This is a genomic window from Sporosarcina sp. FSL K6-2383 (assembly GCF_038618305.1).
In the GTDB taxonomy this organism is placed as follows: Bacteria; Bacillota; Bacilli; order Bacillales_A; family Planococcaceae; genus Sporosarcina.
Genome location: NZ_CP152017.1, coordinates 1,333,504 through 1,353,275, shown reverse-complemented (window position 1 = coordinate 1,353,275; position 19,772 = coordinate 1,333,504). Strand labels below are relative to the sequence as shown.

At 40.5% G+C, this 19,772-nt stretch carries 20 protein-coding genes and 1 tRNA gene; 8 read left to right on the top strand and 13 right to left on the bottom strand.

Annotated features, from left to right (window positions below; genetic code table 11):
• Positions 1-163 precede the first annotated feature (163 nt).
• The gene (locus MKZ10_RS06770; RefSeq protein ID WP_342509065.1) at positions 164-670 is read right to left on the bottom strand and encodes a hypothetical protein; all 507 of its coding nucleotides are present in this window, start codon (positions 668-670) and stop codon (positions 164-166) included.
• A gap of 199 nt (positions 671-869) precedes the next feature.
• Here MKZ10_RS06770 and MKZ10_RS06765 point away from each other — a divergent pair, with 199 nt between their 5' ends.
• The gene (locus tag MKZ10_RS06765; protein WP_342509063.1) at positions 870-1,490 is read left to right on the top strand and encodes an SDR family oxidoreductase; all 621 of its coding nucleotides are present in this window, start codon (positions 870-872) and stop codon (positions 1,488-1,490) included.
• 71 nt (positions 1,491-1,561) lie between these two features.
• A complete protein-coding gene (locus MKZ10_RS06760) occupies positions 1,562-1,888 on the top strand; it encodes a hypothetical protein (RefSeq protein WP_342509062.1) in 327 nt (108 codons plus the stop codon).
• A 145-nt stretch (positions 1,889-2,033) separates the two neighbouring features.
• Here MKZ10_RS06760 and MKZ10_RS06755 read toward each other — a convergent pair whose 3' ends face one another.
• On the bottom strand, positions 2,034-3,524 hold the full coding sequence (locus MKZ10_RS06755) for a UDP-N-acetylmuramoyl-L-alanyl-D-glutamate--2,6-diaminopimelate ligase (protein WP_342509059.1): 1,491 nt from the start codon (positions 3,522-3,524) through the stop codon (positions 2,034-2,036).
• A 14-nt stretch (positions 3,525-3,538) separates the two neighbouring features.
• Positions 3,539-4,591, bottom strand: coding sequence for a M42 family metallopeptidase (locus tag MKZ10_RS06750; protein WP_342509057.1), 1,053 nt, complete (start codon positions 4,589-4,591; stop codon positions 3,539-3,541).
• 101 nt (positions 4,592-4,692) lie between these two features.
• On the opposite strand from MKZ10_RS06750, the gene MKZ10_RS06745 reads away from it, so the two are divergent.
• Positions 4,693-6,261: a PAS domain S-box protein gene (locus tag MKZ10_RS06745; RefSeq protein WP_342509056.1), complete on the top strand. Its 1,569-nt coding sequence runs from the start codon at positions 4,693-4,695 to the stop codon at positions 6,259-6,261.
• Between the two features lie 15 nt (positions 6,262-6,276).
• Here the strand turns inward: MKZ10_RS06745 and MKZ10_RS06740 are convergent, their stop codons facing one another.
• Together MKZ10_RS06740 and MKZ10_RS06735 are read right to left on the bottom strand one after the other, a co-directional pair.
• Positions 6,277-7,665, bottom strand: coding sequence for an aldehyde dehydrogenase (locus MKZ10_RS06740; RefSeq protein WP_342509054.1), 1,389 nt, complete (start codon positions 7,663-7,665; stop codon positions 6,277-6,279).
• Positions 7,666-7,685: 20 nt separating this feature from the next.
• A complete protein-coding gene (locus MKZ10_RS06735; RefSeq protein ID WP_342509052.1) occupies positions 7,686-8,627 on the bottom strand; it encodes a Gfo/Idh/MocA family oxidoreductase in 942 nt (313 codons plus the stop codon).
• 154 nt (positions 8,628-8,781) lie between these two features.
• On the opposite strand from MKZ10_RS06735, the gene MKZ10_RS06730 reads away from it, so the two are divergent.
• Positions 8,782-8,925, top strand: a complete 144-nt coding sequence (locus MKZ10_RS06730) for a hypothetical protein (RefSeq protein ID WP_342509049.1) — start codon at positions 8,782-8,784, stop codon at positions 8,923-8,925.
• Between the two features lie 239 nt (positions 8,926-9,164).
• Here MKZ10_RS06730 and MKZ10_RS06725 read toward each other — a convergent pair whose 3' ends face one another.
• On the bottom strand, positions 9,165-10,010 hold the full coding sequence (locus MKZ10_RS06725; RefSeq protein WP_342510070.1) for a DNA-3-methyladenine glycosylase: 846 nt from the start codon (positions 10,008-10,010) through the stop codon (positions 9,165-9,167).
• Between the two features lie 172 nt (positions 10,011-10,182).
• Here MKZ10_RS06725 and MKZ10_RS06720 point away from each other — a divergent pair.
• Together MKZ10_RS06720 and MKZ10_RS06715 are read left to right on the top strand one after the other, a co-directional pair.
• Positions 10,183-10,255, top strand: a tRNA-Val gene (locus MKZ10_RS06720).
• A 125-nt stretch (positions 10,256-10,380) separates the two neighbouring features.
• Positions 10,381-10,629 (top strand): GlsB/YeaQ/YmgE family stress response membrane protein, encoded by a 249-nt coding sequence (locus MKZ10_RS06715; protein WP_342509048.1) that lies wholly within the window; start codon positions 10,381-10,383, stop codon positions 10,627-10,629.
• A 42-nt stretch (positions 10,630-10,671) separates the two neighbouring features.
• Here MKZ10_RS06715 and MKZ10_RS06710 read toward each other — a convergent pair whose 3' ends face one another.
• The 7 genes from MKZ10_RS06710 to MKZ10_RS06680 form a co-directional block, all read right to left on the bottom strand.
• Positions 10,672-11,040 carry a hypothetical protein gene (locus MKZ10_RS06710; RefSeq protein ID WP_342509045.1) on the bottom strand — a complete coding sequence of 123 codons (369 nt, stop codon included), beginning with the start codon at positions 11,038-11,040 and terminating at the stop codon, positions 10,672-10,674.
• A 138-nt stretch (positions 11,041-11,178) separates the two neighbouring features.
• Positions 11,179-11,883: an N-acetylmuramoyl-L-alanine amidase gene (locus MKZ10_RS06705; RefSeq protein WP_342509044.1), complete on the bottom strand. Its 705-nt coding sequence runs from the start codon at positions 11,881-11,883 to the stop codon at positions 11,179-11,181.
• Positions 11,884-12,067: 184 nt separating this feature from the next.
• Positions 12,068-13,399, bottom strand: coding sequence for a methyl-accepting chemotaxis protein (locus MKZ10_RS06700; RefSeq protein ID WP_342509041.1), 1,332 nt, complete (start codon positions 13,397-13,399; stop codon positions 12,068-12,070).
• Between the two features lie 479 nt (positions 13,400-13,878).
• Positions 13,879-15,915, bottom strand: coding sequence for a TRAP transporter permease (locus tag MKZ10_RS06695; protein ID WP_342509039.1), 2,037 nt, complete (start codon positions 15,913-15,915; stop codon positions 13,879-13,881).
• Entirely contained in the window at positions 15,890-16,417 is a 528-nt protein-coding gene (locus tag MKZ10_RS06690) for a DUF1850 domain-containing protein (protein WP_342509037.1), read from the bottom strand. The genes MKZ10_RS06695 and MKZ10_RS06690 overlap by 26 nt, the downstream gene beginning before the upstream one ends.
• Positions 16,418-16,513: 96 nt before the next feature.
• Positions 16,514-17,524, bottom strand: coding sequence for a TAXI family TRAP transporter solute-binding subunit (locus tag MKZ10_RS06685; protein ID WP_342509035.1), 1,011 nt, complete (start codon positions 17,522-17,524; stop codon positions 16,514-16,516).
• Between the two features lie 191 nt (positions 17,525-17,715).
• A complete protein-coding gene (locus MKZ10_RS06680; RefSeq protein ID WP_342509033.1) occupies positions 17,716-18,300 on the bottom strand; it encodes a phosphatidylglycerophosphatase A in 585 nt (194 codons plus the stop codon).
• A gap of 114 nt (positions 18,301-18,414) precedes the next feature.
• Here MKZ10_RS06680 and MKZ10_RS06675 point away from each other — a divergent pair, with 114 nt between their 5' ends.
• Together MKZ10_RS06675 and MKZ10_RS06670 are read left to right on the top strand one after the other, a co-directional pair.
• On the top strand, positions 18,415-19,137 hold the full coding sequence (locus MKZ10_RS06675) for an esterase family protein (protein ID WP_342509031.1): 723 nt from the start codon (positions 18,415-18,417) through the stop codon (positions 19,135-19,137).
• A gap of 117 nt (positions 19,138-19,254) precedes the next feature.
• Positions 19,255-19,770, top strand: coding sequence for a YjcG family protein (locus MKZ10_RS06670; RefSeq protein WP_342509029.1), 516 nt, complete (start codon positions 19,255-19,257; stop codon positions 19,768-19,770).
• Positions 19,771-19,772: the final 2 nt, after the last annotated feature.

Sequence of the window (19,772 nt, the reverse complement as noted above, 5' to 3'; positions counted from 1 at the left end):
AAGTTATCTCCTTCTGTTTCGCTTTTCTTAGCATAGACGCATTACGTGGGGATTTCAACAGTTTTTCATTAGAATTTTCAACATACAAAAAGGAACCCCTCCAACCTACTCTCGGTTGATGGAAGGTTCCTTCTGTTGAATACCTCTCTATAAGCGTTCTAGTTCAAGACATACTATGTTTTTTTAGCTCTTCCAGTAAAGAATCACTTAGCATTCTAAACTCAAAATCAAGATGCATATCTGCCATCCAATTCAAATCGATCCTTTGTAGCTTAAACATAGCGCGATTATCAGCAGGATAAAAAAGTTCTATTTGACGTCGACAATCAAATTGCTCGTCAACATTTTTTATTCTGCCTGCTGTGACGCTATCTTCTTGCAAATTCAGTCTTAACTTATTAAACAAAATGCCCACAGCTAAATCATGACTATCATTGCACCAAGCTATTTCCTCTTTCGTTAATGAAACAGACTGACACCAATACGAATACGCGGCTTTGCCAAACTGACTAAAAAAGTTAAGATCTCCACGATTAAAATAGTACGTACTCTGAGTCCTCAACGTTTTGTCAATATCTTTATTGGTAAAAATAGTATATTCCTCACCCGAACTAGAAACCCAAGACTTTGGCATGGAGTAAAATGCCAAATTTAAAATGAAGCGTTCCATTTATCTATCCACTTCCTTTTTCTCTTATAAAAATCCGTTGACCAATAACCAAAAAATTCCGATACCTTATCTTTCCAATATAGCATACATATTTCTAACCCAAAAACGTAAAGTACTCGTACCTAAGGTGAAAAAGACGAAATAATAGCAATTATGATGTAGTGTACTAGTTGTATGCGTAAAAAGGAGGATTTTACTGTTGAATATTTTAATTTTAGGTGCAACTGGGCGAGTTGGAAGTCAACTAGTAACCGCTGCCCTTCATGGCAAACATCATGTTACTGCATTAGTTCGTACTCCAGAGAAGATTCAAATAGATAGTGAAAATATAACGATTATTCAAGGGAATGTTTTATCTAAAAATGATCTAGTACGTGCAATGGACGGGATTGATGTAGTGATTAGTTCTCTAAACACTGATGACACAACTACTTTATCAGGGAGTATGCCATTAATTATCGAAGCAATGGAAAACGAAGGTATACAAAGAATTATCACGATAGGAACTGCGGGAATCTTACAAAGTAGAACGACGCCAACCGTACTCCGTTATCAATCAAATGAATCAAAACGTAAATCAACCCGTGCAGCAGAAGAACACCATAAAGTTTACGATATGCTTAAACAATCAACACTCGAGTGGACGATTGTATGTCCTACGTATTTACCGGATGGAGAAAGTGTAGGTGAATATCGTGTGGAACGTGATTTTTTACCCGTAGATGGCGTTAAAATATCCGTATCAGATACAGCAGAATTTGCATATAAGCAGATTGAAAGTAGCCATTATATAAAATCACGTGTAGGCATCGCCTACTAATCATATTTTCTTACACGATTACTTATGATCACAAGGTACGTTATTAAAATTAATAGTGGGGTGAGGTATCTATGTTATGGTCACTTATTTTTTTGGGTCTGTTTCTATTAGGGTTATTCTTGACGATTGTAGCAATCATTAAAAATGCTGCAAAAATGTATTGGTTAGCTGGATTAGTTATGTATATTGTTAGTTTTTTAGGAATTTGGTCTATTGGCCTCTATCTACTTGTTATCCCTTTCGTTTTATGGTTATTAGCTTTAGCACATTCTTTCGGTTGGGTGAAGAAAGGTTGGAAAAATGCGCCTTTTGTAATCATTGGAATAATACTTTGGTATGTAAGCATTACAAATATTGATGACTATTGGCTGTTTCTACCTTTCGTTTGGTTATTTTAATTAATGTTTTTTAGTGTGATAGATCAAGAATTAAGATACTCTAACTAACCGTGTACTTTAGTAAGATAAACTCTGTAAATATACGTCAAAAAACGCTCAGATTTTTCTGAGCGTTTTCTTCTCATAACAGGATGACTCCCCGCATTTATTTCTCCACTATACCCGTACCAAATTTCTTCTCTGCCTCTGCCAGCGCGATTTCCGCGTCGGAGTGTGGGTATTTTGTAGAACCGATGATTTGATAGTCCTCATGCCCTTTACCGGCAAAAATAAGTATATCTCCACGCTCCGCCACTTCAACAGCATGGCGTACTGCTTCTTCGCGATCGCCGATACAAGCAAAGCCTTTGTGCTGCATACCCGCCGCTAACTCCCCTACAATGGACTCGTATGGCTCGTCACGCGGGTCATCTGTCGTCAAAATAACGTAGTCTGCAACTGATGCTTTTTCCGCCATAATTGGACGCTTCACGCGATCGCGGTTGCCGCCAGTACCAATGACAAAAATGAGCTTGCTGTCAGCCTTTTTATAAGGAAGAACAGCAGCAATCGCTTTTTCTATGGCATCAGGTGAATGCGCATAATCAACATAGATCGTTAATGGCAATTCAGTCTGCACCCGCTCCATACGACCTTTCACAGCAGGTACTTGTGCAAGATAGCCGATGATATCAGCTGTTGCCAGTCCTTTCACAGACAGCGCTGCAATGACAGCCAATGCGTTATACACACTGAATTCACCAATCAACTGCATTGCGACTTTAAATTCCCCATCTGGTGCAGTCAGTGTAAACGATGTTCCATCCGCTGCTAACACAATATCCGTCCCGCGGAACACGGCGTCATTATGGATACCAAAAGACAAGATAGGATACGACGTCATTTCCTTCAACTTCGCACTCCATGCATCATCTGCGTTAACAATTGCAAATTTACGCTTGTCCAAGTCTTGTCCTAGCTGAGAAAATAGTAATCCCTTAGCATGTCCGTATTCCTCCATCGTCCCATGGAAATCAAGATGGTCATGCGTCAAGTTGGTAAAAATGGCAATATCAAATTCCACGCCCGCTAAACGGCCTTCCACAAGTCCATGCGAGGACACTTCCATCGTCATCGTCTTGCAGCCCTCTGCTACCGCCTGTGCAATCATGCCCTGTGTCGTCAGCGTATCCGGCGTTGTGTTATCCGTTTCATACAACGTCCCATCCACATTAAAGCCAATCGTTCCCGATGCAGCCGACTTCTCACCTGCTAACTGCAAAATAGCCTGGATAATACCACTAACACTCGTCTTGCCATTTGTACCGGTTACACCAATCATCATCATTTGCTTGGAAGGATAATTATAAAAACGGGACGCCAACAAACTGATAGCCCGTGACGTATCATCGACAGTGACAACTGCGACTTTATCTAAATCGACTGCAACCGGTTTCGAAGCAACAATTACTCTTGCACCATTAGCTACTGCCTTATCTACATAATCATGACCGTCCACCGTAAAGCCTTCGATGCAGACAAAAACGCCACCGGCACTCACCGCACGCGAATCCACCGCAATATCCGTCACGGTCAGCGGTGTTACTCCCGCCACTTGTTTAACTGCTAATACTGACAATAACGTTGCTGTATCCATCAAAAAACCTCCGTTCAGTCCATCATCGTTGAAGTAACATACGCATAAAGCAATTGCGCAGTTGCTGTCAAAGAATCCATATGTGTCCGCTCCAATGCGTGTGATGATTCAATACCTGGTCCAAACAAAGCATGTCTGACATCAAAGCCTGCCCGAATCGCAGCAGATGCATCTGAACCATAATACGGGTAAACATCTAATTTAAATGGAATTCTGCCTTCTTTACAAAGCCCCGTCAAATGCTGCGTCAACGCATAATGATAAGGACCACTTGAATCCTTAGCACAAACCGACACCGTATATTCATCCGACGTTTGTCCATCTCCAATCGCACCCATATCAACAGCAATATACTCGACTGTTTCCTCAGGAATATTGGAGTTTCCACCAAAGCCAATCTCTTCATTATTAGAAATATAGAAATGCGTTGTATTCGAGAGCGTAGTTCCTTGCTCTTGTAGTGAACGCACAAGCTCTAGCAACAATGCCGTACTCGCTTTATCATCCAAATGACGTGATTTAATAAATCCACTGTCCGTCACTTCAAAACGCGGATCAAAGGATACGAAATCGCCTACCTCAATACCGAGTGCACGACTGCCAGCCGCATCCGTTACCTTTTCATCAATACGTACTTCAATATTATCCGCGCTACGTTCCGCAGTTCCAGCATTTTTATAGACATGGACCGTTGTCTGATGCATCAAGATTGTCCCACGCACCTCTTTGCCACCTGCTGTATGAATAAGGCAATATTCGCCCTCCACCGCATTCCAGTTAAAACCTCCAACCATCGTTAATTTCAACCGACCATCACTTTTAATCTCTTTTACCATCGCGCCAAGTGTATCCGTATGGGCAGTAAGCAAACGATGACGTGCTGTGTCTACTCCCTCGATTGTGGCAATAACCGCTCCTTTATTCGTTTTTTTGTAGGCAACCCCAATATCATCGAATTGTTGTGTAATAAGCTCCATCACTTTCTCCGTATAACCTGATGGACTTGGTGTTTCCACTAGTTTTTTCAATAGTTCGATTGTACGTTTCTCATTCAATTTCATCGTCATTTCCATTACCCCTCTCGTCCACGCTGAATATCATTATTTTATGTAGGCGTGGAATCGTGTATGATATTAGTATAAAGAATTGAATTTAGTCGAGGTGCCTAATGGAACATTCAACCATCATCCATTCACGCAACAAGTTTATTATACTTTTTTTCGTCGCAGGCGTCATTGTTCATCTTATTTTTGTACCCTTTTTACATAATATCTACGAAACAAGCACGGCACTATTCGGAGTTACATCTATCGCTGCGCTCATTATCATGCAACGACTGGACATGAATCCTCTTTCCTTGCGTCTAGTCATCATTATTACCTATAACTTATACATATTTCTCATCAACTTATTCGTACCTGATTTATCGAACTTGCTTTACTTGATATTCCCAATGTTCCTAACAATTATCTACAATGTTTCCCGTATCAACTTCTTTATGACTACTATCACTACCGCCCAACTAGGTTTTTTGTGCTATTTTCATCATGCCAGCTATCTTTCAGGTAGTGGGGCAGTGGAAATTTATCATATTGTGTCCATCTTCTTCATGGTCGCTTTTCTCTGTTTGTTGTATACCTTTAAAATTTCCCCTCAGTGGAATAGCATGTTTACTGAAAACAAAAGAATGGATACTATCCTCATGTCAAAAGAAGGCTATCTCGATCTCTTTTTTGAGCATTCAGAAGACGCCATTGTCGTTTTTGGCTTGGACCAAAAAATTATTAAAGTCAATCCTGCATTTGAAAAAATCTATGGCTGGAAAGAAACGGAATGTATCGGGAAATCACCCAGGTTATTTCCTTCCTCCGAAGATGCGGAAGTCGAAGAACGAACAAGGTCTGTTTTACAGGGGAAAAGCTTTCCCCTACTGCGCACAAAAGAAATGCGCAAAGATGGAGTGATATTTGATGCAGAACTAACCATTACTCCTGTTTATAATAAACAACGAGAGATTGTCGCTATGACATTCATCTCACGTGATATTACACTAAGACTTCAAGCTGAACAATTAGTAATTGATACCGAAAAGGTCAAAGCCATTGGTGAAATTGCAGCAAGTGTTGCCCACGAAGTGCGTAATCCACTGACATCGATTTCAGGCTTCATCCAAATTATAAACAGCGATCCTACCAATCCCTATCGTACATACACAGATATTATACATAGTGAAATCAACCGCATTGATTTGATTGTAAGTGAATTTCTAGTGTTATCTAGACCGAATCTAAAGAAATTCACCGCATTTTTCATCGAGCAAACGCTACGAGATGTTATCGTCATGTTCGAGCCTGAGTTTGCTAAACGGTCCATTGCTTGCAATTCCTCTATTCCTGCCAACACTGTGACGAATAATGGCAATGAGGATGGGATGAAGCAGGTTTTCATTAACTTATTGAAAAATGCCTGTGAGGCAATTGGTGAAAAGGGAGACATAACCATTACTCTGACTCGCGAGATAAACAGCATTTCAATCATAATTCTTGATAACGGATCTGGCATGAATCAGACAACGTTGGACAATCTTTACAAGCCTTTCTTTACGACGAAACTTGAAGGTACAGGGCTTGGTATGATGATTTCGAAAAAAATCATCACTGACCAAGGTGGTACAATGAGCGTTTCTAGCGTTATTAACGAAGGTACAGAGATCGTTCTTACAGTGCCGATAACATAAGTAAAACCGCTGTCCTTAACGGATAAGCGGTTTTACTATTTTTAGTTTTTGACCATATGGAGGAAACGCGATATTCATCGGAATCGTTGTACTTTTTTTCATCATCGCTTTGGCATGTGTAAATGCTTCAAAGCTATATTTCCCATGATAAGCGTTCATCCCTGATGGACCGATACCACCAAACGGTAGGTTCCCATTGCCTACATGCGTAATTGTGTCATTAATGCAGCCGCCACCAAACGGCAAATTATCTGTGAAGTATGTCGAGGCCTGCTCGTTTTCCGTAAACATATAAGCCGCAAGTGGCTTTGGCAGTTGACGGATGCGGTGCACGGCTTCTCCAAGATTATCGTAAGTCAATATCGGCAAAATCGGGCCGAAAATTTCATCTTCCATTGAAGCATTATCCCATGATATATTGTCGAGAATTGTCGGTTCAATAAATAAATCCTTGCGGTCGAAATTGCCCCCATAAACTACATGTGCACGATCCTTCTCAAGAATCGCGAGTAAACGACTAAAATGCTTATTATTGACAATCCTACCGTAATCTAAGCTTTCCGAAGCCACCTCTCCGTAAAACTTGCGAATCGCCACACACATTGCTTTGACGAGCTTTTCTTTCACGGTGTGATGCACCATTACATAATCAGGTGCAACACAGGTCTGTCCATTGTTAACGAATTTGCCCCATACGATTCGTTCAGCCGCTTTTGCTATATCCGCGGTTTGATCGACAAGCGCAGGGCTTTTCCCACCTAGCTCAAGCGTAATCGGCGTCAATCTTTCCGCCGCCGCTTTCATGACTACTTTCCCAACAGCTACACTTCCTGTAAAGAAAATATAGTCGAACGATGCGTGAATAAGCGCCGAGGTTTCTTTCTGCTCTCCTTCAACAACGCGAACAAACTCCGGTGGAAAAATAGCCGTCAAAATCTCCTTCAGGATTGCCCCCGTACGGATTGTAGTCTCTGACGGTTTAACAACTGCGCAGTTACCACCTGCAATTGCACCAACAAGTGGCTCCATCACTAGCTGAAATGGATAATTGAATGGCCCAATAATAAGTACAGATCCGTATGGCTCGCGCACGATGAAACTTTTCGCTGGTTGCAGATGAATAGGCGTCTTGACCACTTCCGGCTCCATCCACTGCTCCAGATTTTTAATCATATGCGATATGCTTGAAAGGACAAAACCTATTTCCGTTACATACGATTCAAAGGGACTTTTTCGTAAATCTAAATGAAGTGCTTCCAAAATTGCTTCCTCATTTAACTGAATCGCTTCCTTTAGCTTTGAAAGCATCGCAATACGAAAAGCTACACTTCGCGTTTCCCCTGTAAAATAAAAATTTCGCTGGCTTGCAATCATCGTCTCTACATCTTGTGCAGTAAAATTCATAACGGTTCCTCCATTCATATTTACTCTAGCAGCTGATCGATCAACCTTTGCACTTCCAGTCCTTCATCAAAGGATACAAGTAGCGATTTTTCACCATTAACAGCTAAAATACACTCATCCGTTAACGAATTCACAGAATCGAAGGATGTCAATATTTCAAAAGGACTGTCTTTTTGTGCTCTGCTAAGTTCCGACCAATTACGCAGTTTCAGAACACCTTCTACTCCATATACTGTATAGGACAGTTCTTCTTGCTGACCAATTCCTGCAATACCATTCACCAAAAAAGGAATGTCGCCTTTTGTTTTTCCGATTGCTAAGACACCCATTTCTGCAAGCGTTTCATCTTCAGGATAAACGGTTTCATGGGAAGTGATCGACAATTGACCAAACATCCTGTACATAAGCTGAAAATAATGCGGAAAAATTTCACGTGTGAAGCCACCTTGTTCACGCGAAGCAATCCAAGGATTTTGTTGCCAGGCGCGCGGCCAATGTGGGAAATGCGTTTGTAGTTCAACTCGAAGGATTTTTCCAATGGCACCTTCATCGACAAGCTGCATCATATGCCGAACTGCCGGATTGTAAAGGAGTGGAAAATGCATTGCCGTCTTGATACTGCTTTTGCCTGCAGCTGCCGTAGACATCACTAGGCCGTTTGCCACATCATGCGCCAGGGGCTTTTCACAAAGCACATTCAATCCTTTGGCAATCGCCTGCTCGCTAAGCCCTGCATGCGACACGGGTGGTGTACCAATATAGACCCAGTCCGGCTTCAGGGAAAGTACTTCATCATAAGAGGATGCCGCATACAGTCCATATGTATCCGCCATTTTTTTCAATCGCTTTCCGTTTTCATCAAACAAAGCAACAATCGTTGCCTCAGTATTTTGTAGTAGTTGTTTAATGATCCGTTCGCCAACAATTCCTGTTCCGACAATGGCAAAAGTAACTTTTCTCATGAGATTATCCCCTTTTTCACGATGATTCATCTTACTTTAATCGAAGGAAAAAGGATAGGCCATACGAATCCTTTTCGCCCTTCTATGTTTTATAGTATAGCATTCAAGGGAAAAGAATGTTCAAACAACAAAGACTATTAAGGAGGAAATAGACATGACAACAACTGAAACTTGGTGGGAAACGATTTTTGAAGGCGACCTTTCACTAGGTATTAATAAAGAACGGTTCAACGAACTAGAGGAAGAAAATTTCCTGTATTTTAACGAGGAAGAACAAGCACAGGAGCTACCACACTGATAGTAAACGGACGAACTGTGCCGATGATCCTCATTTCAAGCGAACCTTAAAACAGCTTTTCCAAATGATTGCGGAAAAGCTGTTTTTTTATGTGGAGACGTAAATTATTCAGCTTTTTGTTCTAACAGTGCAATAAACTCTGAAAACTGTACAACCTAGGACGAACTGTCCAACCAATTACGGGAACTCTACAACCTTTTCCCGAAACTGGACAACGAATCTTGAAAACTGGACTACCTTTACTCAATGCTACGCCATAAATATAAGGCGGCGTAACTTAAATACGGTGACCAATCAGGAAAACGATCTAGCATTTCCTCTTTAGTGGGCTTACGATCCATCCCCCATAGTTTTTTCAAAGCATTTTGCAAGCCAATATCCGCTAATGGAAATAAATTCGGGCGTCCTAGTCCAAACATCAAAAAATTTTGCGCTGTCCAAGGTCCAACTCCCCTAAATGCGACCAACTTAGCCACTACCTCTGCATCATCCATCCTTTTGAATTGTTCAAGGTCTAGCGCCCCCTCTACAATCGACTGCGACAAACCAATGATATATTCCGCCTTCCGTGTGCTAAACTGCCTGTCACGCAACTCTGAGACACCCAGTAAAGCAATTCGTTCAGGCGACGGATAGCGCCATACACCGTCCACTTGCTCTCCAAACGACTCTACAAAACGCATAGTCAAGGTGTGGGCGAATGATAGATTTAACTGCTGATGGATAATACTCGTCATAAGATCTCCATATAACGAAAAACTTCTAATGAGCGGAGTCCCTGCATGATCTATAAAAAGCGACTCCAAATCCGTACCAACAAAATGCGCTTGAACGCCGTCAAGAGCCCTGTCGAAGTGAAAAATCATTTTGATCTCTTCAAATTGTAAATCACTGAACACCCCTTGCATCGTGAAAACTGGTTTCTCTGTTGTTCCCGTCCCTCGAAGCGTTACAACATTCCCTTCTTGCATCGGAATGCGAATCAGTCGCTGCGCGCAATCAACCGCATTAACAGGGTTGGTTGCAAGCCTATCCAGCGCACGGTCAAAATCATAAACAAATGGTAGTTCAATTTGTCTTTCGATTGAAAACACCCCTTTTATCTAATTCTATCGTTTATTATACCCCACAACCCGAGACATCCGTCGAAGGCTTGATCTAAATCCAGATCAATTGTTTTGAAAAAGTGTTGACTTCTTTTACAGATTGGCTATAATAGAATTTGTGCAGTAAGCAGATGCACACGATAACTTCCCAGGTTCCATAGCTCAGCTGGGAGAGCACTACCTCGACAAGGTAGGGGTCGGCGGTTCGAGCCCGTCTGGGACCATACTTAGAAAGTCATACGTACCAAGAGTTTATAGAAAACATCATCCTTTAGAGGTTGGTGTTTTTTTGTTTTAAATATTGGTAACTGGGAATAGAGTTATATACAAATCTAGGAGTGATGAATAAATGGGCTTACTATGGACTTTAATTGTTGGTGGTGTACTTGGTTGGTTTGCAGGAATGATTATCGGAAGAGATATACCTGGAGGAATTATTGGTAACATTATTGCAGGTTTGATAGGTGGCTGGTTAGGTTCTATCCTGCTAGGTTCGTGGGGACCAGAAATAGGTCGATTTTTCATTATTCCTACTTTAATCGGTGCTATTATCTTTGTACTAATTGTTAGCTTTATTTTAAAGACATTAAAAAAGTGACCTTTCAAAGGGTCACTTTTTTGAATATTAGCTACTGGGCACTTAACTCACCTGAATAGCTTTCATACCTTCTAAAAGAATCTTGGCATCTGCATTTAAATAGAGGCGAATATCTTTTTTCATCAGTAAATCCGCATTATTTTTGACTGATAATCTGAGGCCTCGTACATCAAATCGAGTGGCATAAGTGTTGATGGTGTTAATCATGTGGAGTTCGCGGCGATTATAATTGTTTGTCGAAGAATTAGACTCACTTTGAAGGTAATCAAATAATTCTCTTGCATTTTTGGAAAGATGATGTCTGTTTTTTCGTAACAACTCTAGATTTTCCTCAATATATCTTCTTGCCGATATCAAATCTAGATTTTCGATACTCTGATTAATTTTAACTAATAATTCTTGTGCTTCCATTACTTTAACTCCTTTCAACCTATTTTTAGCTCTATACACTTCATAGTCGTTTAGTATTAATACAGATAGTATACAATGGTATTTAGAACTAGTAAATTTAAATGCACTCAAGTACTTATATTTTCCCCGCAATAGCAATTATCCTTTTTTCCCTCTCTGGTCAACAATGACTTTCAATGCAAGTGCGTCGTCTAGTGACAGCTTTCCTTCCTTAAAGTCAGTTAACCATTTCTCCGTCAATAAACCATCCTTAACAGCATCTGCTAAGTATTGTTCGAAGGCAATTTTCAACGTGGCAGAACTTGGACTAAACATGCGTATCCCCTCCTTTGATCCTATAGATGTATTCGTATTCAATTCAGTCAGGCGTTTTTCAATCGCGTTATGGACAGAATTCATACGACCTTCTCCAATGATACGGTGCGGGCATTGTTTACCACTCCAATCCCGGTGCCATTTAACTCGATTCGCATCCCAGCCAAATTGTTTGAGTAAACGAGCAATATATTCAATGGCATTTGCTTCGGCCGCCTTATAGGTAGCACCGCCTGATTTCGAGTAACAAATTTCAATCCCAATAGATTTGCGGTTGCCAGTCCCATTACCATCCCCAGCATGCCATCCGTTACGATTGAATGGAATTCCTTGCACAGCGTGTTTATCGTCAATTGCGACATGGAACGACGTGGCATTCTTATTACGTATCATATAAGCAATCTCGTTAATGGCCGCCGCATCATTGGCAGTATTATGGATTGTAATGTATTCCGGCACCATAACATATGGTGCTTTGAGTGGATAGAGTGATGTCGGAACAAAGTTATTAATGTTTGTATAGGCCATATATTTTTCCCTCCCTTCCTACTAAGGTCTGATTACCATATGTAGTAACAACACCTTGTTTACTAGCATATGGCATAAAGTAGACAACCCCTATGACAATGCTACATAACCTTAAAAAAAGGATTAAAAAATATCTCCCACATCCATTTCTGGTTGTAGGAGATATTTTCTATTTTAATTCAAATTATATTTTATATTTTCGAATCGCTTCGCTTACTCTTTCGCTTAAATCCGTTAACCCTTGTGCAAGCTTTGTCACACTCGCAATTGCTTGTGATTGTTCATCCACAGATGCAGTCACTTCTTCCGCAGATGCAGCAGTTTGCTCCGCAATTGCTGATACATTTTGAATAGCGTCAGTGATAACTGTACTCTGTTCAGTTACTTGCAGAATTTCAACGTTTAACTGTTCCATTGCTGCTGAAGTTTCTTGGACTGATGCTGCAATTTTATTGAACTCATCTTCTGTATCCTTCACAGCTGTGTTCAATTGATTGGAAATAGTCGTTGTTGTCATCATCGCCATCACAGTGTCTTCTACTTCTTTTTCGATTCCAATAATCATCTGCTGAATTTGGTTCGTTGAGACACTTGATTGCTCTGCTAATTTTCTTACTTCCTCAGCTACAACCGCAAAGCCCTTACCATGCTCGCCCGCCCGCGCAGCTTCAATACTAGCGTTTAATGCCAGTAAATTCGTCTGTGAGGATACATTAGTAATCGCATCTGTAATCGTCGAAATATCCTTTAATTTCGTATAAAGATTAGTAATCCCAACACTGATTTGATCAGCTGCTAACGTCGATTCATCATTTGACTTTTTTAGAACCGCAACAATGTCTTGTCCTTTTGCCGTTGCATCCTCAGAAATCGCACTAATTTCCTTAATATGCTGATTTTGATCATTCATTTTACCAACAGAAGCTACTAAAAGGCCTAGGCTCTTATTTGTATCCTCTAGATTAGTCGCTTGTCCAACTGCACCAGTCGTAATTTCCATCATGGCAGCGCCAATTTCATCGCTACTTGCAGACGTTTCTTCTGACACAGCAGACAGCTCACTAGCCGAAGTCACTAATAATTTACTAGTTTCTTGTACATCTGTTAGCAATGCACGCAGATTAGTCGTCATCTGGTTGAAAGAGACACCAATCTTACCAATTTCATCAGTCGATTCAGGAAGCTGTTTACCCGTTAAATCACCATCGGCAATTAGTAGAGAGTTTTGCGAGATATCACTTAATAGGGCAACCTTTTTCCTTATGACACCATAGAAAATAGCTGAACCAATACCTACCACGACCAAAATTAGAAGTACTATATCAAATTTCCCACTCATGACTACTATATCCTTTTTAGCAAATTGATAGCTTGTTAAACCAATTACAGTACCAATTATAGCGTTTAACAAGACGGTGAGTATCCATAATTTGAATGAAATTTTACTGGTAGCACCTTGTCTCTTTTGCTCTTTTTGTTTTGCTTGCATCTTTGGTTTTCTTTGCTTCTTCTGCATTTACCCATCCCTCTTCTCATCTTTCTTTATGTCTAAAGTATTATATGCTGAACATCGACTATATATTTATTTCGGTCTAATTGCAAGTGAGAAAATACCGATTTATGTGAAAATTGAATTACCCGGGTATCGTTAAAAAATATTCATTGACTCATAATACAAGTCTTTTCACTTTTGACGCTTGTCACGGGCACAACAGTAACGCCATATATGTAAAATTTGCACGTATTCGCTGTTTTGTCGATGGGTAACATTGTTCCATCGACAATCAACTATCTTCTAAATAATAACTCTCTCTTTTTCTTCATATGTATAAAGTACTCTTTCATCTCCTATAGTAGAAGCATATCAAATTTTATCACATTATAAAAACAAATTTTGGACTTTTTTCAAAATAGCCCTACTCCGAGATTGATTCACTCCTAAAATAAGTAGAACCCCCTCCACTATAAATAGCGAAGGGAGTTCTGCCATTTTATTTAAGAAGCAACTGCAACTTTATTATTGTCTTTATTCCTAGACAACCATTGAATCACAAACATTGTTGCGAAAAGAACCAAACCAATAATATCCGTAATTGTTTCAGGATAGATAAGGAGCAATCCAGTTCCGAGCGCAATAATACGCTCAATCCAATTACATTTACGATACCAATAGCCAATCATTCCCGCACCAATCGCAATCATTCCAATAATCGCCGTGGCAACAACCCAAACAATTTCAGGAATGGAGGCGCCAATCATTAGCATCGCAGGATTGAATACAAACATATACGGAATGATAAATGCTGCAACAGCAAGCTTCGCTGACACAACACCGGTTTTAATAGGATCCCCGCCTGAAATACCAGCCGCGGCAAACGCTGCAAGCGCAACCGGAGGTGTTATATCTGCTATAATCCCAAAATAGAATACAAATAGATGCGCCGATATAGCTACAACAAGCGGAACTGCTGCATCTGGATTATCTAGCATCAATAGCGTAATAATCGCTGGAGCCGCGATTGTCGATGTTATGACATAGTTTGCTGTAGTAGGAGAACCCATTCCTAATACGATAGCTGCGAGCATCGTAAAGAATAGCGTAAGGAAAATGTTTCCTCCCGCGGCTGAAATAAGTCCTGTCGCAAGACTTAAACCGAGTCCAGTCTTTACAACAACCCCTACTATAATCCCTGCACAAGCTGTTGCTGCTGCAACGGCAAGTGCCGTACGTGCACCATCAACGAGTGCATGAATCATATCCTTCAATCCAAGACGTGTAGACTTGTCGAACGCACTCACGACAATTGTTAAAACAATTCCGAGAAGAGCGGCTTTCATTGTTGCAATACCGGCTAATAGGAATACAATAATCCCAATAATCGGTAACAGCAAGTAAATTTTCTTTAATGTTTCTTTTCGATCAGGAATCTGATCTTCAGCCATTCCTTGTAAACCTACGCGCTTCGCTTCAAAATGTGTCATGATCCAAACACCTGTGAAATAAAGAAGAGCTGGAATCGCAGCAGCTTTGGCGATTTGCCAGTACGTAACGCCACCTATAAATTCAACCATCAGGAATGCGGCTGCCCCCATAATTGGTGGCATAATTTGACCACCCGTTGAAGCGGCTGCTTCAACACCGCCTGCAAATTCTTTTCGATAACCTAGTTTTTTCATCATTGGAATGGTATAAGAGCCCGAGCCTACAACGTTGGCTACCGAACTTCCCGAAATTGTACCTTGTAAAGCACTTGAGAAAATAGCGACCTTTGCAGGTCCCCCCACTAAACGACCCGCCAACACCACTGCAAGGTCATTGAAATAAGCCCCAACACCTGTCTTGACCAAGAATGCTCCGAATAACAAGAACACAAATATGAATGTCGCAGATACGCTAATCGGTGTTCCTAAAATTCCATCCGTCGTATAAAACATCAGTTGAACTACACTTTTCAAATCTTGCCCGCGGTGTGCAAGGAATCCTGGGAAATAGGGTCCCAAAAATGCATAGGTTAAAAATGTCACCGAAATAATTGTAATCGGCAATCCTACCGCGCGCCTTGCAGCCTCTAAAGTAAGTAGAATAGCAATAACACCTACAACCATATCCAGTGGCGATACACGACCAACACGCAGTACAAGTTCCTCAAGGAATAATGGCCAATACAAGCCAACTCCTATTGCAAGAAGTGACAGGATTATATCGTAAAAAGGAACCTTATTCCTTTTGACTCCAACTTTTTTTCTTGCGGGGAATAGGATAAAAATAAGTGCCAATGCAAATCCTAAGTGAATCGAGCGTTGAATATAGGCGGTGAAAGGTGTTCCAATCGATGTATACAATTGGAAAATGGAAAATGCAAGTAAACCGAAAAAGACAATTTTCTTAAAAATTCCAGTAACATTGCGCGTATTCGATTCTGGATCATACTTTTGAAGTATTTCTAACTGTTCTTCTTCTGACAGCATTTTAAATTCTTCTTGTTCAACTTCTAGGATTTCTGAATCATTCTGCTTTGTCTCTTTTCCCATTCATATTGACCCCCTTCAGCATTTGATAGACGGATAGTTTTTTCACGCAAAATGTGTACGACTTTCCTCTAACTAGCTGTTTTTTTAAGTTTAGTTCAGTTCCAACATATCGAAAAGCTAAGTCTGCATCTACATTACCAATTAGCATGATAAAAGAGTCAATCACATTATCATCATATGTAAGCGTGTACACTCCATCATTCACTGACAATGTTTCCCCTTCTTCTGCATAGCCTGGTAAACCAATTGCTAGATCCTCATATTGCATTGAAACGAGTCGAATTTTTTGATCCGCCGTTATTTCATAGGATTCGATAACATCTGTTAGATGAATAGAATGGACATACCGAATTTGAAAGTTATCGTTGCTTTTTGTTGGAATATAGAAGAGTTTTGGATTTTCCGTTCTGTGCTCGGTAAACGTAAATGCTTGTTTAATAGGCAAAAAAAACGAAACAACCATAATCAAAAGAATGAGCGGAACAATCACTTTGTATTTCATCCGCCTCTTCCTCCCGTATCATATTCAGCTAAATGAAGATAAAAAAATGGGACGGCAGAAGCCTAATGCCTCACCGCCCCCTCAGATTACAATGTATTATTTATTTACTTCATCAAAGTATTTCTGTGCACCAGGGTGAACCGGAATACCAATTCCATCAAGTCCTGATTCAGCTTTGATCAATTTACCCTTAGCATGCTGAAGTTTTGATGCATTATCATAAATCGCTTTCGTAATTTCATAGCCTAGATCTTCAGGAATTTCATTTTGAATAACAAGCATAGCACCTACAGAAACTGCTTGTGTATCCTCAGTCAATCCATATGTTCCTGCCGGAATTGTTTCTTTTGCATAATAAGGATACTTTTCAATCAATTCTTCTGCTTTAGCATTTTCAACTGGAACAACGAAAACGTCTGCAACTGCGTTCAATCCTTCAACAGCACCTGTAGGCGTACCTGCAGTGATGAATGCTGCATCGATTTGACCAGACTGCAGGCTTTCCTGCGACTCCCCAAAATCAAGGTTTTGTGGTTTAATATCATCCATTGTCAGACCATGAATTTCAAGAAGTTGTTCCGCGTTAGCATACGTACCTGACCCAGGTGCTCCAACAGAAATTTTCTTTCCTTTCAAATCTTCATATGTTTTAATGCCATTCTTCTCTAACGTGATTAATTGAACAGTTTCTGGGTACAATGCACCGATAGCGGATACATTATCAATAATCTCACCGTCAAACATCAGCTCACCTTTTGAAGCGTAATAAGCGATATCCGTTTGAACGAATGCGATATCAGCATCACCGTCTTGAAGAGCTGTCATATTTGCAGCCGAAGCTTGTGAAGATTCTGCTGTTGTCTTAACCCCCGTTGCATCTGTAATATAATCTGCAAATGATCCACCTAATGGATAGTACGTCCCCTGCGTTCCACCCGTTAAAATACTAAGGAAATCGTAATCCTCTTTTGTTTTGGCGGTTTCAGTCTCTTTCTCTGGGCTACCCGAATCACTAGAACTACCTGAGTCACCAGAATTACATGCAGCTAGCACAAGTAGTGCCATTAACGTTACAAATCCCAACAAACGTAATTTCGTCTTTTTCATTTGATTATTTCCCCCTTTATTAAACTAAAAGTAAACTTAAAATTCATTCTACCATGATTATCAAACATTTAGCTATCACTTTTATGACTACTCAGTTTTTTGCAAGCGTATACAACCTTTTTGCCAATAAAAAGCAGGCAGAAAAGGAGCCCTCTCTGCGCTACTCACGATAATATATGGATGCATTCGATTCAGATATGTGTACCCTTCACTTTCGTTTCAGGCATCGTTTCATCGGGTTTAATATCTTCAAACGTTTCCCCGGCTTCTTCTAAATCACGGGTTCTATGCGCAATGCGTGAAGCCGCACATGCTGCAATACTTGCAACAAGATCATCGAGGAATGTATGGATACCTCTTCCTACCTTCGTATCAAGCTCATTAATGATACCGGTTTTATTTTTATCCAGATGCCCAAATGTCGTTACCGCAATAGAGCCATATGTAAACACAGCACCGAGTGCAATCGTTTCATCCACACCAAATAGTCCTTCATCCGACTCTACAATTTGTTGCAATGGCGCCGACAATTTCCCTTGCTCTGCAAGCTCATCCAACTCGATGCCAACCAGTATCGCATGTTGCAATTCCCGTTTGCGTAACACACCTTCAACTGATTCGATACAATGCGCCATTTCAAGTCCTTTATTATACGGTTGCTGTAATTCAAAAACGATTTCAGCTACCGCCTCTATTGTTACCCCACGTCTCTCCAGCGCCGCTTTCGTCGCTGCTGTTACTACTTTTGAATGGACACTCTCTTGGTTATTAAACAATTCTGTTCAGCTCCCTTTTTTTAATCTTTTTAAAAATAGAATATAACCATTATACCTGTAGTTAACGATATGTTACACTTTCAGTACACATACTCTTCTAGGGGGTCTTTCAAAATGAAATATGGAAAAATTGAAGATATCACAATCTACAGCAAAGAACTTGACGAGGAGATGCAACTACTCATTCACTTGCCCTATAACTATTCTCCCTTATATAAATACTCAGTGCTCATCGCATCAGACGGCAAAGATTATTTTCAATACGGACGAATTGGTCGCGTTGTCGATGAGCTGATGGATGCTGGTGACATTGAAAACGTCATTGTCGTGGGTGTCCCTTATAAAAGCGTTTCGGAACGGAGACGCATGTATCATCCAGAAGGTGATCGCCTCGAGGCTTATATCCGCTTCCTAGCTCATGAGCTCGTTCCTTATATGGATGACAATTATCCGACGTATCAGATTGGCGCCGGTCGCGGACTTATTGGAGACTCGCTAGCAGCAACCGTTTCTTTACTAACAGCATTAAAATACCCAAATAGCTTTGGACAGGTCATTCTTCATTCACCTCTTGTCGATGAACGCGTACTCGAAGCTGTCGAAACGGCACAAAGCCCTTCGCATTTATCGATTTACCATGTCATTGGACAAGGTGAAACAGAAGTGAAAACAACGGTTGATGGTGTTCGTGATTTCCTCTCTCCGAATCGCGTTTTAAAAGATTTGATCGAAAGAAAAGGGTTTCCGTACTTCTATGAAGAATTTGAAGGAGACCATACTTGGAAGCATTGGCAGCCCGATGTCCGACGTGCTATTCAAAAAACATACAATTTGTAAAAGCGACCATACTTCAGTTAATTGATTTCGGACAAAACGGACATTTTCCCAAGCATTCTGGTATAATCAATACTAATAAAAGCCTTTACCAAATCATTCTTACTAGGAGGTAACATTATGAAATACGGCGTTGTTGCATTCCCATCAAAGAAACTTCAGGACCTGGCAAATGCTTACCGTAAAAGATACGACCCGCATTATGCACTTATCACACCGCATATGACAGTTAAAGGTGTATTCGAAGCGAACGATCAAGAAATTGCAGAAGTGGCCAAAGCGATTAAAGCAGTCACAAATAAGCATAAGCCTTTTGAATTGAACGTTTCAAAGGTCAGCTCATTTGCTCCTATTACAAATACGATTTACTTCAAAGCAGAATTAAACGATGATTTAGAAGCATTGCATAAAGACCTAAACTATAATTTCCCTGGTGATGAACCTGAGTTTGCATTTGTTCCGCACGTGACAATTGCACAAAAACTCACTTCTGGTGAACACGATGATATTATCGGTCAACTTAAAATGATTGGCGTGGATCACACAGAAACGATTGATCGCCTCCATCTTCTCTATCAGCTTGAGGACGGTTCTTGGACAGTGTACGAGACATTCCGCCTCGATGAGGATAATTAAGA